Annotated in this window: 9 protein-coding genes; 3 read left to right on the forward strand and 6 right to left on the reverse strand. The window is 58.1% G+C overall.

All coding sequences use genetic code 11. The features are described 5' to 3' along the window. Window positions 1-33: 33 nt before the first annotated feature. Genes IY73_RS08525 through typA form a run of 3 tightly spaced genes read right to left on the reverse strand, consistent with a single transcriptional unit; the run spans window position 34 to window position 5,095 of the window. A complete protein-coding gene (locus IY73_RS08525; RefSeq protein WP_053961556.1) occupies window positions 34-1,158 on the reverse strand; it encodes a PIG-L family deacetylase in 1,125 nt (374 codons plus the stop codon). Continuing rightward, the gene (locus tag IY73_RS01815; protein WP_053961557.1) at window positions 1,158-3,170 is read right to left on the reverse strand and encodes an ABC transporter substrate-binding protein; all 2,013 of its coding nucleotides are present in this window, start codon (window positions 3,168-3,170) and stop codon (window positions 1,158-1,160) included. Before IY73_RS01815 ends, IY73_RS08525 begins: the two co-directional genes overlap by 1 nt. Before the next feature lie 14 nt (window positions 3,171-3,184). Continuing rightward, entirely contained in the window at window positions 3,185-5,095 is a 1,911-nt protein-coding gene (typA, locus tag IY73_RS01820) for a translational GTPase TypA (protein ID WP_053961558.1), read from the reverse strand. Between the two features lie 312 nt (window positions 5,096-5,407). Here typA and putP point away from each other — a divergent pair, with 312 nt between their 5' ends. From putP to IY73_RS01835, 3 genes are all read left to right on the forward strand, one after another. Then, complete coding sequence (putP, locus tag IY73_RS01825) at window positions 5,408-6,895, forward strand: sodium/proline symporter PutP (RefSeq protein WP_053961559.1); 1,488 nt, start codon at window positions 5,408-5,410, stop codon at window positions 6,893-6,895. A gap of 153 nt (window positions 6,896-7,048) precedes the next feature. After that, window positions 7,049-8,491 (forward strand): class II fumarate hydratase, encoded by a 1,443-nt coding sequence (locus tag IY73_RS01830; RefSeq protein ID WP_053961560.1) that lies wholly within the window; start codon window positions 7,049-7,051, stop codon window positions 8,489-8,491. A 277-nt stretch (window positions 8,492-8,768) separates the two neighbouring features. Beyond that, window positions 8,769-10,448, forward strand: a complete 1,680-nt coding sequence (locus IY73_RS01835; RefSeq protein ID WP_053961561.1) for a fumarate hydratase — start codon at window positions 8,769-8,771, stop codon at window positions 10,446-10,448. A 121-nt stretch (window positions 10,449-10,569) separates the two neighbouring features. On the opposite strand, the gene pflA is transcribed toward IY73_RS01835, so the two are convergent. The 3 genes from pflA to IY73_RS01850 all read right to left on the reverse strand — a co-directional run bounded on the left by pflA (window position 10,570) and on the right by IY73_RS01850 (window position 15,066). After that, window positions 10,570-11,481: a pyruvate formate-lyase-activating protein gene (gene pflA / locus IY73_RS01840; RefSeq protein WP_053961562.1), complete on the reverse strand. Its 912-nt coding sequence runs from the start codon at window positions 11,479-11,481 to the stop codon at window positions 10,570-10,572. Window positions 11,482-11,485: 4 nt separating this feature from the next. Beyond that, entirely contained in the window at window positions 11,486-13,747 is a 2,262-nt protein-coding gene (gene pflB, locus IY73_RS01845) for a formate C-acetyltransferase (protein WP_053961563.1), read from the reverse strand. Window positions 13,748-14,619: 872 nt separating this feature from the next. Next, window positions 14,620-15,066, reverse strand: a complete 447-nt coding sequence (locus IY73_RS01850) for an Hsp20/alpha crystallin family protein (RefSeq protein ID WP_053961564.1) — start codon at window positions 15,064-15,066, stop codon at window positions 14,620-14,622. Window positions 15,067-15,187: the final 121 nt, after the last annotated feature.

Consider the following 15,187-nt stretch of genomic DNA (forward strand, 5'->3'; position numbering starts at 1 on the left):
GATGTCTTTCCTTTCCGGATCAGTACGCTAGGGCTAGCGTGTTTGGGGTGGGCGTAGTGAAACACCCGATTCGTCACAAGGCTGCCACTCGGCAGAGTCGGTATCCAGTTTAATAGCTGCTAGCCCAGCTGCAATATCGGTGGAGTCGGCGACGTCAACATGGCGAGATTGCCGCACCAGCCGGAACTCTTCTGTCTGTAGCAGAGGCTGTGCAATGTTATTCGACATGGCGAAGGACACTGGCCCCTGGGGTGCTTGATAAACCGTCACCTGTGTTGCATGTGCCTGCAAGGCAGCTATTTTGGCGGCATAGGCCGCACTATCCAGGGTGACGTTATGTGTGGCAGCAGCATCGTCAGTAGCAAAAATATCGCGGGCAGCAGGCAGCGTCCACTGTGCGGGAATAGCGCCGGCAATGTCTGCCAAGCCTACAGTCACCCGCTGTTCAGACTGCATCATCCAGTAGACCAGTGGAACATCCCAGGCCGCTGACAGCGCATCATCCCCTACATCCAGTAACTCACCAGGAGCGAGAACTATGTGATGATGCGTCTGGTAGTCCGCACACCACTGTGGGTCCGCTAGCAGACCTGCCTCGCTCAGCTGAGCCACGCTGGTGTCACCCTGCTGGGCGGCTTTGTCCACGGCACGAACGCCGCATTGGTGAGCACGAATATGGTCGGGGTGTCCGTAAGTACCCGCATCGTCATAGACCAGCACAATGTGCGGCCTCATCCACCGGATCCAACAGGCCATCAACTCTGCGACGTACTCCGGGTCTGCACCGAGGAATGCCCGCGGGTGGTCATTAGCGGGAGTGCCTAACATTCCAGAATCGCGAAAGTGGCCTGCTCCCCCCAGGAAATGTGGAGTGCCGGCGCCCAGCGCCTGGAGCGCCCCAGTCAGTTCATGGATGCGGTAACCACCTAATTGGTCAGCTCCGCCTGCCGCGACAACTAACTGTGCATAGGTCGGCCCGATAACTTCGCCTTCTTCACCTAGCGTGCACGTCAGTACTGCTGTCTCGGCACCGGCTGCACGGTAGGCGGCAAGAGTCCCCCCGGTGTAGAGGGTTTCGTCATCAGGATGGGCGTGGATAGCAAGGATACGCAGCGGCTCCTCCCCCACGTTTGCTGTCAAGGAGGATGATGCGGGCATTATTGGACTGCTTTCTCTTGTTCAGTGGGGGTGACGGTCCACTGGGAGACGTTGTAGAAGAATCCCAACGACGGCGTTTCCAGCGGCTCGGGGGTGGGGTTAGAGATGCGCGCACCGCGTGCTTCCAACAGTGTTTCCTGCCAAATGGGGAGGATAAGCCCGAGTTCCCAAAGCCGCTGCTCAATTTTGTGCAGGAATGGCTTAGCTAGCGCGACCTGTGCAGCTGGCGGCTGCGGGTCGGTCGCTCGTCGCATATCCCGAACGAGCGCTTGCAGCTCCGGATCGCAGGTACCCGACGCGTTGGCTCCACGACTGCCCTGTTGGACATGCTGAGTGCGCGGCTGGTCTGCATGCTTTCCAGCCTCTTTTGTTGGGGCAGCATCATATTCAGCTCGTAGCACCTGCAGGGTTTTGCCGGTCTGTGGATCGGACCCTTGGTGGTCTTTGGCCGCGGATATCTGTGCAGAGATCTCTTCGCGGCGATAGTCGTTTCCCATTGCAGAAGAGGCAAGTGGATCGAGTTGCGCGGACTGAATGCGGGCCGGAGCCGAACGTACTGTGTCCCCGGTGGCGCAGTGGAAACGACTCGACACGCTGGCAATAACCGACTGATCGGTGGTGTGCCACCCCAACACCAGGTCGACTTTGCCACGCGGTAACCAGAATCCGTAAAGGTCGGCAGCCGTAGTGTCCTGCACAATGGCGGGGAAACCAGCCTGGCTTAATTGATCAGCAATAGCGGTGGCGGCAGCCAACGCTTCTACATCGCCTCGCACAGTGCCGATAACAAGGGCACGATTGTGCCCTTGCGGAGTGGTAATGCGCCGTTCGTGCCGAATCCACCCTGCATCGCGTAGAACCTCTATTCCATGGTCTCCAGGTTCTCGTTCGTTGGGCGACACAGAGTAGACGCCGGTGCGTTGGGGCGGGACTGTGATGACATGGGGAACTGCGACCGCCGGAACATCACCGCTAACAACACTCCTGAGCCGATTTGAGGCCAGTTGTGCCACCAGTGGCACATCAATGAGGCTGAGGAGTGCGCGAGAGACGGCGGGTTGTCCCCCTACCAGGGAGGACGCTGCGTTAACTGAGACAACTAGCTGACGGGGCCGCCATACATAGGTGGCGCTGACGCCGGGAACAGCATTTAGCCGGGTGGGGGTAAGGGAGTCGCCCTGGACGTAGCCTGCTTGAACGATTTCTGAGCGCAGCCCCTCAGCGATCTGGTCCGAGGTGTTTTGGCGTTGGATCCGGATAGAGTCCGAGGCCATGCGGGCACCCGTCACGAACTTGTCATTCGGCATGAGGGTAATTTGGCCCCGTTCCAGGTCCACCGAGCGAACGGTGGCAGCACCTGCCGAGTACGGAATGGTCTGCTGGAGCTGGGATAGCCCGGGAATGTCGTTCAGGAATTGGGAGGGAAGCAAATGCTGAAAAAGCGTGCGCCACTGGGCATAGGGGCGTGTGAAGGTGACGACGACAGTTTTTCCGCCTCTCTTTCCCTCCACCGAGGTGATGAGGTCATAGCCGGCCGTGGTATCGATCTCCGGGGCGTTCATCATGACTCGCCAGAGGTAGCTAAAGTCGCGGGCCTCTACTGGAACCGGGGGGCTTCCACCCCACTGTGCGCCTGGCTGAATCTGGTAGGTGACCTGGAAAGGTTCCTTACTGGTGACCTTTGCAGAGCGTACTAGGGCCTTGTTAAGAATCCAGGTGGTGGAATCGAGATCCGTAGTCTGGCTGGTGGTTCCCTCGGTTGGACGTGGGAGGAACACACTGGGGAGAGTAAGACTCGCTACGATATCTGTTGTGAGGGTGCGGTCTCCCGCGGAATGTGGATTAAAACCCGCTTCTAACTGGTCGGTGACGAGTCCCAGAACATCGTTACCGCCCGGTTTGACACTCGGGGCGGGTTGCCCAATTTGTGCATTCGGTGCTTTGGCCATACAGCCGGCGAGAAGAGTCAGCGTGCTGCACAGGACAGCTGCTTGGGTAAGGCGCCGTCGCACTGTTCCTCCTGGTGTTACATGGTGTGTTTCAGATGCCCGCGGGCACGTCCGCGAGCAGCCGCGGAAAGAAGAACCTTGCGGACGCGAATGGCATTCGGGGCTACTTCCACGCACTCGTCGTTAGCGCAGAACTCCATTGCTTCTTCTAAGCTAAGCGTACGTGCCTTGGCGAGAGTTTCGGTCTGATCTGCGGTGGAAGAGCGCATATTCGTCAACTTCTTTTCCTTGGTGATGTTGACATCCATATCCTCCGGGCGGGGATTCTCCCCTACGACGACACCTTCGTAGACAGCATCGCCAGGGGTGACGAAGAAATCACCGCGGTCTGCTAACTGCAGCAGTGCGTAGGCCGTCACCTGACCAGCCCGGTCTGCCACCAGGGAACCGGAGTGACGAGCGCGAATTTCCCCCGCCCAGGGTGCGTAGCCTGCGGAAACGGAGTTAGCGATGCCGGTTCCGCGGGTTTCGGTGAGGAAGGCCGTGCGGAATCCGATGAGGCCACGGGCGGGAACTGTGAATTCCATGCGCACCCAGCCGGTGCCATGGTTGCTCATTTTGTCCATTTGGCCTTTGCGTGCCGCCATCAGCTGGGTGATCGCACCAAGGTGTTCTTCCGGCACGTCGATGGTGGTGTTTTCGAAGGGTTCGTAGATTTTGCCATCTACTTTCTTCGTCACCACATTGGGTTTACCCACGGTGAGCTCAAACCCTTCACGACGCATTGTTTCCACGAGTACTGAGAGCGCCATTTCGCCACGCCCATGCACTTCCCACTCATCGGGGCGTCCCGTGGGGAAGACACGCAGAGAGACGTTGCCCACCAGCTCGCGGTCCAGACGGTCCTTCACCATACGGGCGGTGAGCTTGGTTCCTCCATTGCGGCCAGCCATCGGCGAGGTATTGACGCCGAGAGTCATAGAGATTGCCGGCTCGTCGACAATGATCGTCGGGAGCGGTTCAGGGTTGTCGAGGTCTGCGAGAGTGTCACCAATCATGACCTCGGGGATGCCGGCGATAGCGACAATGTCGCCGGCCACGGCTTCGGCGGCGGGTTCCCGCTCTACACCGAAGGTCTTCAACAGTTCGGTAATTTTGGCAGTCTTGGTGATCTGCTCACCCTCGGGAGTGGTGTGAATCCAGGCGACCTGCTGGCCTTTCCGCAGAGTGCCGTTGTAGATGCGGACGAGACCAATACGGCCCAAGAAGCTGGAGGCATCCAGGTTGGTCACATGTGCTTGCAGTGGCGCGTCAGCGTCACCCGTGGGCTCTGGGATGATCTTGGTGATGAGGTCAAAGAGGCACTCGAGATTGTCGGAGTTGGGGAGAGCACCATTTTCCGGCATTTCCAGGGAGGCGACGCCGGCACGACCGGATGCGAAGACAGTGGGGGTATCGAGGAGCGCTTCCGCGGCGGCAATGGCCCTTTCGTCGGACAGGTCAGACGCCAGGTCAAGGAGGAGGTCCTGGCATTCGTCGACAACTTCAGCAATGCGGGCGTCAGGCCGGTCAGTTTTGTTGACGACGATGATGACAGGCAGGCAGGCTTCAAGTGCTTTTCGTAGCACGAAGCGGGTTTGTGGGAGGGGGCCTTCGGAGGCATCCACTAGCAGAATCACACCATCCACCATGCTGAGGCCGCGCTCAACTTCGCCACCGAAGTCGGCGTGTCCTGGGGTATCGATGATGTTAAGAACCAGGTCTCCCCCATCTTTCGCCTGCCCCGGGCGGTGCACAGCGGTGTTCTTGGCGAGAATGGTGATGCCTTTCTCTCGCTCAAGGTCCCCGGAGTCCATCACTCGTTCGGTGACTTCTTGGTGCGCGGAGAAGACACCGGATTGTTCCAGCATCGCATCGACCAGGGTGGTTTTCCCATGGTCAACGTGGGCGATGATGGCTACATTGCGGAATTCATGCTTCTGCGACAAGAGAGCTCCTAGCAGAGGGTCGTCACATCCAGCCTGATAAGGGAAGGCTGTGGTGGTGTGAGCTGTAAAAAGCACAGGGCCGACGACTCTGTAAGCGGCGACCCCTGTGGCAACTTTACACGGCACAGTTTGAAAACTGTTAGTCGAGACTCTAGGCCGTGGGGGTCTTATGCTGTACCTCTCCTGCAAACGACGTCCCCCGAAAATCTTTCCTCCGCGCCATCACCGGTAGAGTAAGCCCTTGGGTGTTGTACACCCACAGAATCGGCCGTTAGTGCCGAAGCTTGCGCCACCAACCTCAAGGATTCGTACGTGTCTTCCACCCTCTGGACTATTCTCGCCCTCGTTGTGTACTTCGTTGCGATGATCGCCATTGGTCTCTATGCTTTCCGGCGGACCACTAGCCACGAAGGGTACATGCTGGCTGATCGCCAGCTACACCCCTTTACCGCAGCGCTCTCTGCAGGGGCCTCCGATATGTCAGGCTGGCTTCTCATGGGGCTACCCGGCGCGATCTATATTTCCGGCCTCTGCGAAGCATGGATTGCCGTGGGACTGACAGTTGGTGCGTGGTTTAACTGGAAGATTGTCGCACCTCGGCTGCGCTCCTATTCCGTGCTGGCGCAGGACTCCATTACTCTCCCAACGTTCTTGGAAAACCGTCTGCATGATTCTTCGCATGTGCTGCGGATCTGCTCCGGGTTGGTCATCCTTTTCTTCTTCACTTTCTATGTCTCCTCGGGCATGGTGGCCGGTGGAACGTTCTTTCAGGCGACATTTGGCACCTCCTATCTCACTGGCATGCTTGTTGTGTCTGGTGTGGTGGTGCTCTATACCTTTGTGGGTGGGTTCCTCGCGGTTTCCTATACCGACGTGGTCCAGGGGCTTCTGATGATGACGGCTCTTATTGCCGTACCCATTGCGGCGGTGGTGTCGCTAGGTGGGATTCCTGAGACCATGCACATCATTGAGGCGGCGGATCCGCAGCATCTCAACATGGTTGAGGGGGTCGCTCCGGTGGCGATCATCTCGGCACTTGCGTGGGGCCTGGGATATGTGGGCCAACCGCATATCATTGTGCGTTTTATGGCGCTGCGGTCCGCGCGGGAAGCCACCTATGGGCGTCGCGTAGGGATCAGCTGGATGGCACTGTCTATTCTGGGTGCGGTCGCTACGGGGTTGGTGGGTGTTGCCTATTTGCAAGCCAACGGGCACGAGCTGACGAGTTCGAAGCAAGCGGCGGAGACCGTCTTTCTTGTGATGGGAAAGATGCTCTTCCACCCGTTCCTTGCCGGCGTGGTGTTAGCAGCGGTACTAGCGGCAATCATGTCGACGATTTCGTCGCAGCTTTTAGTGACGTCCTCTGTACTTGTGGAGGACCTTTACCGTGGCATTTTCAAAAAGGGTGTGTCGCAGCGGAAATTGGTTCTGCTGTCACGCTTTGCAGTTCTGATGGTCGCTATCATCGCAGCACTTCTGGCCATTCCCCGCTATAACACCATCCTGGAGCTCGTTGCTTTTGCGTGGGCCGGTTTTGGTGCCGCCTTTGGGCCAATTGTGGTGCTTTCTCTGTGGTGGAAGCGTCTAACCGCGAAGGGAGCCATTGCCGGTTTGGTGACGGGTGCTGTGGTTGTCGCAGTGTGGGGTTTCACCCCGGCTTTGTCGTCAATGCTCTACGAGATCGTCCCGGGGTTCTTCGCGAATCTGCTGGTCGCCATTATCGTGAGCTATCTCACCAAACCTCCGTCACTGCAGGTCATGGAGGAATTTGAGAAGGCAGTTGAAGGGTCTCGACAGTAGACAGCCACCCCCCTCACCATTGCTCTGTGAGGTAAGCCTATACTAATAAGGACGGGTCACGATACCCTTCCTGCCTCTCACACCTAGGCTGCCGCCCCGCTCACCACGCGTCACCCCGGCCCCGGAACACGCACTCACACAATGGAGAAGAGAATGTCTACTGATACCCAGGACTACCGCATCGAACATGACACCATGGGCGAGGTCAAGGTACCGAAAAACGCCCTCTACGCCGCGCAAACCCAACGGGCTGTAGAGAACTTCCCTATCAGTGGCATAACCATCACTCCACACCACATCGCCGCACTCGGGCAGATCAAACGAGCAGCCGCCCTCGCTAATCTCGAACTCGGCGTCATCGACGAGGCCACTAGCGCCTCCATCGTCGCCGCTGCCGACGAGGTCATCGCCGGACACCACAACAACGAATTCCCCATCGATATCTTCCAAACTGGCTCCGGTACCTCCTCCAACATGAATACCAATGAGGTCGTCGCCACACTTGCCACCCGCTACAAGAAAGCCGCCTGGGATGCCGCCGGGAAAGACCCCGCAGACTTCACCCCCGTCCACCCCAACGACCACGTCAATGCATCCCAATCCTCCAATGACGTGTTCCCCTCCTCCATTCACATCGCTGCCGTAGAGGCCGTCACCACCGTCCTGAAACCCGGTCTCGAAACCCTCGCCTTATCGTTGGAAAAGAAGGCAGAAGAATTCACAGACGTGGTGAAGTCTGGCCGTACCCACCTGATGGATGCCACCCCCATCATGCTAGGGCAGGAATTCTCCGGCTACGCACAGCAAATCCGCAATGGCCTTGCCCGCATTGATGCCTCCTTTGGGCGCCTCTGCGAACTTCCCTTAGGCGGTACCGCAGTAGGCACCGGTATCAACACCCCCGCCGGATTCTCACAACGTGTCATCGAGCTCATCGCCGAAAACACACAGCTGCCACTCGCGGAAGCCCCCAACCACTTCGAAGCACAGGCCGCACAGGACTCCCTAGTGGAGATGTCGGGAATGCTGCGCACCATTGCCGTCAGCGAAGTGAAAATTGCCAATGACCTTCGCTGGATGGGATCTGGCCCGCGTACCGGCATTGGCGAGATTGCCCTCCCCGACCTACAGCCCGGCTCCTCCATCATGCCAGGCAAGGTCAATCCAGTACTCCCGGAAGCCACCGTCCAAGTAGCAGCCCAAGTTATCGGTAACGATGCCGCCATTGCCTTCGCCGGCGCCCAAGGCAATTTCGACCTGCTGGTCATGCTGCCGGTCATGGCCGCCAACCTCCTCACCTCCATCACCATCCTCGGCAACGTGTCACGTGTCCTTGCCGAACGGTGCGTTGACGGGCTTGTCGCCAACGAGGAACGCTGCCTACAGCTTGCTGAATCCAGCCCGTCGATCGTCACCCCGCTCAACCGGGTGATCGGCTACGAAGCAGCAGCGAAGATCGCTAAGTATGCGGTAAAAAAGAACCTCACCATCCGCGAAGCCACTTTGGAACTTGGCTACGTGGAGCGAGGTGAGATCACCGAAGAAAAGCTGGCAGAAGCGCTCAATGTAGCAGCCATGACGCATCCGCGGAGCTAACAGCAGACTCCCCTCACCGGGTTCCCGTTGGAGGTTCTTTCTTTGACGGGAACCCAGTTGTTGTGTGCTGGAAGAGCTGGCGTGTGGCAGCACTGAGAGCTGTGATACAGCAGGGTGGCGGCATGTAATTTTTGACACATAAACATGTCTACAGCGCCTAACACTGCAGTTGAAGTGGCATTTTCTTAATATAGCTTAGGCTTACCTTGGCAGACGATATCTGAAAAGAACCTTAGGCTAAAAATGAGTATCACCCCACTCTGCCCAAGGAATGATGATGCCGGAATTCTTCTATGAAGACATGCTGCCCCTGCAATCCGATCCCACCGAATACCGCCTCCTCACCTCCGAGGGAGTGGAGACAGTAGAAGGACCGGACGGCTCGACCTTCCTCAAGGTGAGCGACGAAGCCCTCGCCTTACTGTCGGAAACCGCAATGCACGACATTGCCCACTACCTGCGCGCCAGCCACCTTGCCCAACTCCGGAAGATCTACGACGACCCGGAAGCCAGCGACAACGACAAGTTCGTGGCCTACAACCTGCTGCAGAATGCCGTCATCGCCGCCGAAGGCACCCTCCCCATGTGCCAGGACACCGGCACCGCCATTATCAAGGGTGAACGCGGCCAGTACGTCCTGACCAACGGCACTGATGAGCGCGCCCTCTCCCTCGGCGTCTACAACGCCTACACACAGGACAATCTGCGCTACTCCCAGAATGCGCCGCTCTCTATGTACGAGGAGAAGAACACCGGCTGCAACCTCCCCGCCCAGATCGAACTGTACGCCGATACCACACCAGAATCCGACCGCAACTACCACTTCCTTTTCATGGCAAAGGGTGGCGGCTCCGCAAACAAGAGCTACCTCTACCAAGAGACTAAAGCCATCCTCAATCCCGATTCCATGATGCACTTCCTGGAGGGCAAGATCCGCAGCCTCGGCACCGCCGCCTGCCCGCCCTACCACCTGGGCATCGTCATCGGTGGCACCTCTGCCGAATACGCACTCAAGACCGCCAAGTACGCAAGCGCCCGTTACCTCGACACTCTCCCCACTCACGGCGACGAAACCGGCCACGGCTTCCGCGACCTCGAGATGGAAGAAAAGGTTCTCGATATGACGCGCCACCTTGACATTGGCGCCCAGTTCGGCGGCAAGTACTTCTGCCATGACGTCCGCGTCATCAGACTCCCCCGCCACGGTGCCTCGCTGCCCGTCGCCATTGCTGTCTCCTGCTCGGCAGACCGCCAGGCCAAGGCGAAGATCACCCCCGAAGGCGTGTTCCTGGAAAAGCTCGAGACCAACCCCAGCCAGTACCTTCCCGAACTGTCCGATGCTGACATCGACCATGAGGGCGGCGACGAGACAGCCGTAAAGATCGACCTCGCCCAGCCGATGGAAAAGATCCTGGAGACCCTCTCCCAGTACCCCATCAAGACCCGCGTCTCGATGACCGGTACCATGATCGTGGCCCGCGACATCGCACACGCCAAGATCCGGGAGCGTATTGAAGCTGGCGAACCGATGCCCGACTACATGAAGAACCACCCGGTCTACTACGCCGGCCCAGCCAAGACCCCTGATGGAATGGCCTCTGGTTCCTTCGGCCCCACCACCGCCGGACGTATGGATCCCTACGTTGGACCATTCCAAGCACAAGGCGGCTCGATGGTGATGGTTGCCAAGGGCAACCGCTCCAAACAGGTAACCGATGCATGCCGGCAGTACGGCGGCTTTTACCTTGGCTCCATCGGTGGCCCCGCCGCTGTATTGGCAAAGGACTGCATCAAGAAGGTGGAAGTACTGGAATACCCCGAACTCGGTATGGAGGCCGTGTGGAAGATCGAGGTAGAAGACTTTCCCGCCTTCATTGTGGTCGATGACAAGGGCAATGACTTCTTCGCCCACACCCAAGAGTGCACGCTGACCATTGGCAAGCGCCCTGGGCTGTAGAAATGTTCGGTCGTGCCCTGGCACTTACCATTATCAGGCAGAAGTAACCCCCCGCGAGAATCGCTCTCACAGGGGGGTTACTTCCTTTTTTTGCGAGGAACGCTGGTGACCAGACAGAGCCTTAATAGACGTCCATTCCGTAGGAGCGGAACTGTTCGCGGACCCGTTCCACCAGCTCCGGGCTGGGCGGTTGGGTTGCTGCGAGTTTGTACTCAAGGCCGAGTTCGTTCCACTTGTCGGCACCCATATTGTGGAAAGGCAGCACCTCTACCCGCTGGACGTTGGGCCAGCCAGAGACCAGTTGGGCAACCGCGTCAACGTTCTCCACGGAGTCGGTGAGACCGGGAACGAGGACGAAGCGGACCCAAACGGGCTTCAGGGCGATAGCCAGGCGATCGCCAAATTCGATGGTCGGAGTGAGCTTCCGCTCGGTGACCTGTTGGTAGATATCGGGCAATCCGCTCTTCACATCCAGGAGGACGAGGTCGATGTCGTTCAACATGTCGTCGTCGCACTTAGCTCCGAGAAAGCCGGAAGTGTCAATGCAGGTGTGGATGCCGAGTTCTTTGGCGGCGCGGAGCACACGGCGGGTAAACTCCGGCTGGAAGAGGGGTTCACCACCGGAGATGGTGATTCCTCCACCAGTTGCCTGGAAGACCTTCCGATACCGGTTGAGCCGTTCGACCACTGCGTCGACAGTCTGCCATTGGCCGTCTTTAATTTTGAGAGTATCGGGGTTGTGGCAGTACTGGCAGCGTAGCGGGCACCCATTGAGGAAGAGTGTCATGCGTGTGCCTGGTCCGTCGACTGCTGTGACCAGTTCCCACGAATGAACGGATCCGAGGAAACCGGCGCGGCGGTCGGCCAACTGTCGACGTTGTGCGGTGGTGATCTCGGAGGCGTCTGCGGTGGGGCAGGAGCTTCCCTGCACCATCAGGGGGATAGCAGTGCCCACGCCAGCAGCGGTTCCCCGCCGCCGGCTTACCCCTACCTGGGGTTGGACAACTACTGCTCCGGAGACACCATCTGCCATGGTCTTAGACTCCCTGGTGGAAGGTGCGGCTGATGACGTCGAGCTGCTGTTCACGCGTCAGTCGGACGAAGTTCACAGCGTAGCCGGAAACACGGATGGTGAGCTGGGGGTAGTTTTCCGGGTGCTCCATGGCGTCTTCCAGAGTGTCGCGGTTCAACACGTTGATGTTGACATGGTAGCCATCGGACAGGTTGTAGGCGTCTAGCAGACCAACAAGGTTAGTGACCTGTTCGTCCTTAGTACGACCGAGGCCAGCGGGGACGACGGTGTTGGTGAGTGAGATGCCATCCTGTGCTTCCTCGAAGGGGAGCTTGGCGACGGAGAGTGCGGACGCCAGCATACCGTGGGTGTCGCGGCCGTTCATGGGGTTAGCGCCCGGTGCGAACGGTGCGCCCTTGCGGCGGCCATCGGGGGTATTACCGGTGTGCTTGCCGTACACCACGTTTGAGGTGATGGTAAGAACGGACTGGGTGTGGATGGAGTTGCGGTAGGTGGGGTGCTGGCGAACCATGCCCATGAAGGTTTCGACAATCATGGAGGCGATGGCGTCAACGCGGTCGTCGTCGTTACCAAAGGTCGGGAACTCCCCTTCTACTTCGTAGTCGTAGGCGAGACCGGTTTCGTCGCGGAGCGGGCGAACCTTGGCAAACTTGATGGCGGAGAGGGAGTCTGCGGCGACAGACAGGCCGGCAATACCGCAGGCCATAGTGCGCTTCACCACGGAGTCGTGGAGAGCCATTTCGAGTCGCTCATAGGCGTACTTGTCGTGCATGAAGTGGATGCAGTTGAGAGCTTCAACGTAGGTCTGGGCGAGCCAACCGAGGAAGTGCTTGTAGGCCTCCCAAGTCTCGTCGAAGTCAAGGTATTCGCCGTCGAGAGAGGGACTTTCGGGGCCAACCTGGTGCCCGGACATTTCGTCGCGGCCGCCGTTGATGGCGTAGAGGAGCGCCTTGGCGACGTTCACACGGGCACCGAAGAACTGCATTTGCTTGCCTACTGTCATGGGGGACACGCAGCAGGCGATGGCGCCGTCGTCACCGCAGTTATTGCGGATAAGTTCGTCGGATTCGTATTGGATTGCGGAGGTGTCGATGGAGACCTGAGCGCAGAAGCGCTTGAAGCCTTCCGGCAGCTGGTGGGACCAGAGAACGGTGAGGTTTGGCTCGGGGGCAGGCCCAATGTTGTAGAGGGTCTGCAGGTAGCGGAAGGAGTTCTTGGTGACTAGCGGACGGCCATCTTCACCGATGCCGGCGATGGATTCGGTGACCCAGGTGGGGTCGCCAGAGAACAGTTCATCGTATTCGGGGGTACGCAGGAAGCGGACGATGCGGAGCTTAATGACGAGGTCGTCGATGAGCTCCTGGGCTTCGGATTCGGTGAGGGTACCTTCGGCGAGGTCACGCTCAATGTAAATGTCCAGGAAGGTGGCATTGCGGCCGATGGACATAGCGGCACCGTTCTGTTCCTTGACGGCACCGAGGTAGGCGAAGTAGAGCCACTGGATAGCTTCGCGTGCATTGCGGGCAGGCTGGGAAATGTCGTAGCCGTAGGAGGCGGCCATTTCCTTGAGCTCCATAAGGGCACGGATCTGTTCAGCGTTTTCTTCGCGATCGCGGATGACGTCTTCGCTGGCCCATTCCATGTCGAGGGACATGCGGTCGCGTTTCTTCGCTTCGATGAGGGCATCCACACCATAGAGGGCAACACGGCGGTAGTCGCCGATGATGCGGCCGCGGCCGTAGGCGTCGGGAAGACCGGTGATGATGTGGCTGTGACGGGCGGCGCGGACGGATGCGGGGTACACGTCGAAGACACCATCGTTGTGGGTCTTGCGGTACTTGGAGAAGACGTTCTGTAGGTTTTCATCAACGGGGTAGCCGTAAGTCTTGAGCGACTTGACGACCATACGCCAACCACCGTAGGGCATGATGGCACGCTTGAGGGGGGCGTCGGTCTGCAGACCAACGATGAGTTCGTTGTCCTTGTCGATGTAGCCAGGTGCGTGGGAAGTGATGCTTGAGGGGGTATCCCAGGAGACGTCGTACACACCCTTTTCACGTTCTTCGGGGAACATCTTGAGGAGGGTGTTCCAGATGTGGGTGGTGCGTTCGGTGGCACCGGCGAGGAAGGAGGCGTCTCCCTCGTAAGGGGTGTAGTTGTGCTGAATGAAATCGCGGAGGTCGATTTCATCAGACCAGTTGCCGGGTTCGAAACCGTGCCAAGCGTCCTGCTGGGATTCGGTGAGCACAGGGGTGGTCGTCGTCATGTTGTGATACCTCAAGCTGAAAACTGTGGTGAGTGGCGGTTAGTCACTCAGAAAATGCTGCCAAAAAGGGTGTTATTTAGGCGTGACTCAGTTTATCGGTTAAGTGAAATTCGGGAAAGTCGCCTATTACTCGAATAATTACTGGTCAACGTGAGGTTTTGGCGAATTTTCCGCGTTTCGAATAGCGCTATCCGTCTAGCGGTAATTAGCTAAAAAAGAGGCCCGCAAACTGAGATTTTTCATTTTTGAGGTGACGAATATCACAATTTTGGAGAACTGACATTGTCCACTACATGAGAATTTTCTCCAAAAGACGGTTGGATCCCCCTTTGCTGCTCCCGGGACGCAGTCGCAGTGCGGTCACCTGTTTCCTTGGCCAGCACTTCTACGCCCTCCATCGCGAATGTCACAACCTCCCCCCCATAGCGCATCTATTGATACACGAACCCCTCCCACTGGCCGAAACTCACAAGATGCACGGCAGACACTCGCTAGACTGCTCCCACTACATCCACGTCAGTGGCAGTTACACAACGACAGTGCACCCGATTCCGCTGTAAGCGCTCGTTTACCAGACACCGGACATTCAAGGCTGTCAAAGACGAAGAACACCAGATGTGGTTCCCAGATCCGATGAGGTCGTCACCGTGAGTCCACAGTGACCGACAAGGCACTTTCCGTAACCGGCACGAGCATGCGTTGTGGTCAGCGCACGGGACGTAGTGTTCGTATCCTAGAGTAACGATTGTTGCGGGACGCACACATAAAGCAGATTATGAGCCGATCAGACTGCCAGGTAAAGGTACAACTGGTGGGCCCCTCTTGGGGCCCACCAGTTGTACTAATCCGCAAGTGAATGTAGCGGGCGGGTTCTATTGATGAGCTGCGCCATCTACTTCTTTACGCTCTGCCGTATCGCTCTTAATGACATGGTTGACGGTAATCTTCCGAGGCTTGGCTTCCTCTGCCACTGGCAAGGTGAGCTTCAAGACACCGTCTTCGTAGGCTGCCTCAATACGGTCGGTGGCAAGACCGCGCCCCAGCGTGAGCTGACGCGCAAACGTGCCGTTACGTCGTTCGCGGGTGAGCCACTCAATGTCCTCTCCGGACACCGAAGAACGCTCGGCACGCACAGTAAGGGTACGGTCGTCAATATCAATATCAATCGAAGCAGGGTCAACGCCCGGCATATCGATCTCTGCGACGAACACGTCACCCTTCTTGTAAAGGTCCATCGAGAGGTTGGAACTCTGCGGGGTGGAGACGCCGGTAAAGAGACGCTCAAACTCGCGGAACGGATCGAATGTTGCAGTAGCCATAGTGGCCACCTCCTTTGTGGTGGTGTCAGTAGAGGCGTTCGTTGTTTTCGTGATCTAAGTTGAGCCGATCAAGATCAACTATGACAGTAATGACTATAACTCTTGATACGAATAGACTCAA

The sequence above is a fragment of the Lawsonella clevelandensis genome, assembly GCF_001293125.1.
Taxonomy (GTDB): Bacteria; Actinomycetota; Actinomycetes; order Mycobacteriales; family Mycobacteriaceae; genus Lawsonella; species Lawsonella clevelandensis.

Coding starts and splice junctions, on each gene's coding strand:
- IY73_RS08525 (WP_053961556.1), bottom strand. CDS start 1,158: ATGCCCGCATCATCCTCCTTGACAGCAAACGTGGGGGAGGAGCCGCTG.
- IY73_RS01830 (WP_053961560.1), top strand. CDS start 7,049: ATGTCTACTGATACCCAGGACTACCGCATCGAACATGACACCATGGGC.
- IY73_RS01835 (WP_053961561.1), top strand. CDS start 8,769: ATGCCGGAATTCTTCTATGAAGACATGCTGCCCCTGCAATCCGATCCC.
- pflA (WP_053961562.1), bottom strand. CDS start 11,481: ATGGCAGATGGTGTCTCCGGAGCAGTAGTTGTCCAACCCCAGGTAGGG.
- pflB (WP_053961563.1), bottom strand. CDS start 13,747: ATGACGACGACCACCCCTGTGCTCACCGAATCCCAGCAGGACGCTTGG.
- IY73_RS01850 (WP_053961564.1), bottom strand. CDS start 15,066: ATGGCTACTGCAACATTCGATCCGTTCCGCGAGTTTGAGCGTCTCTTT.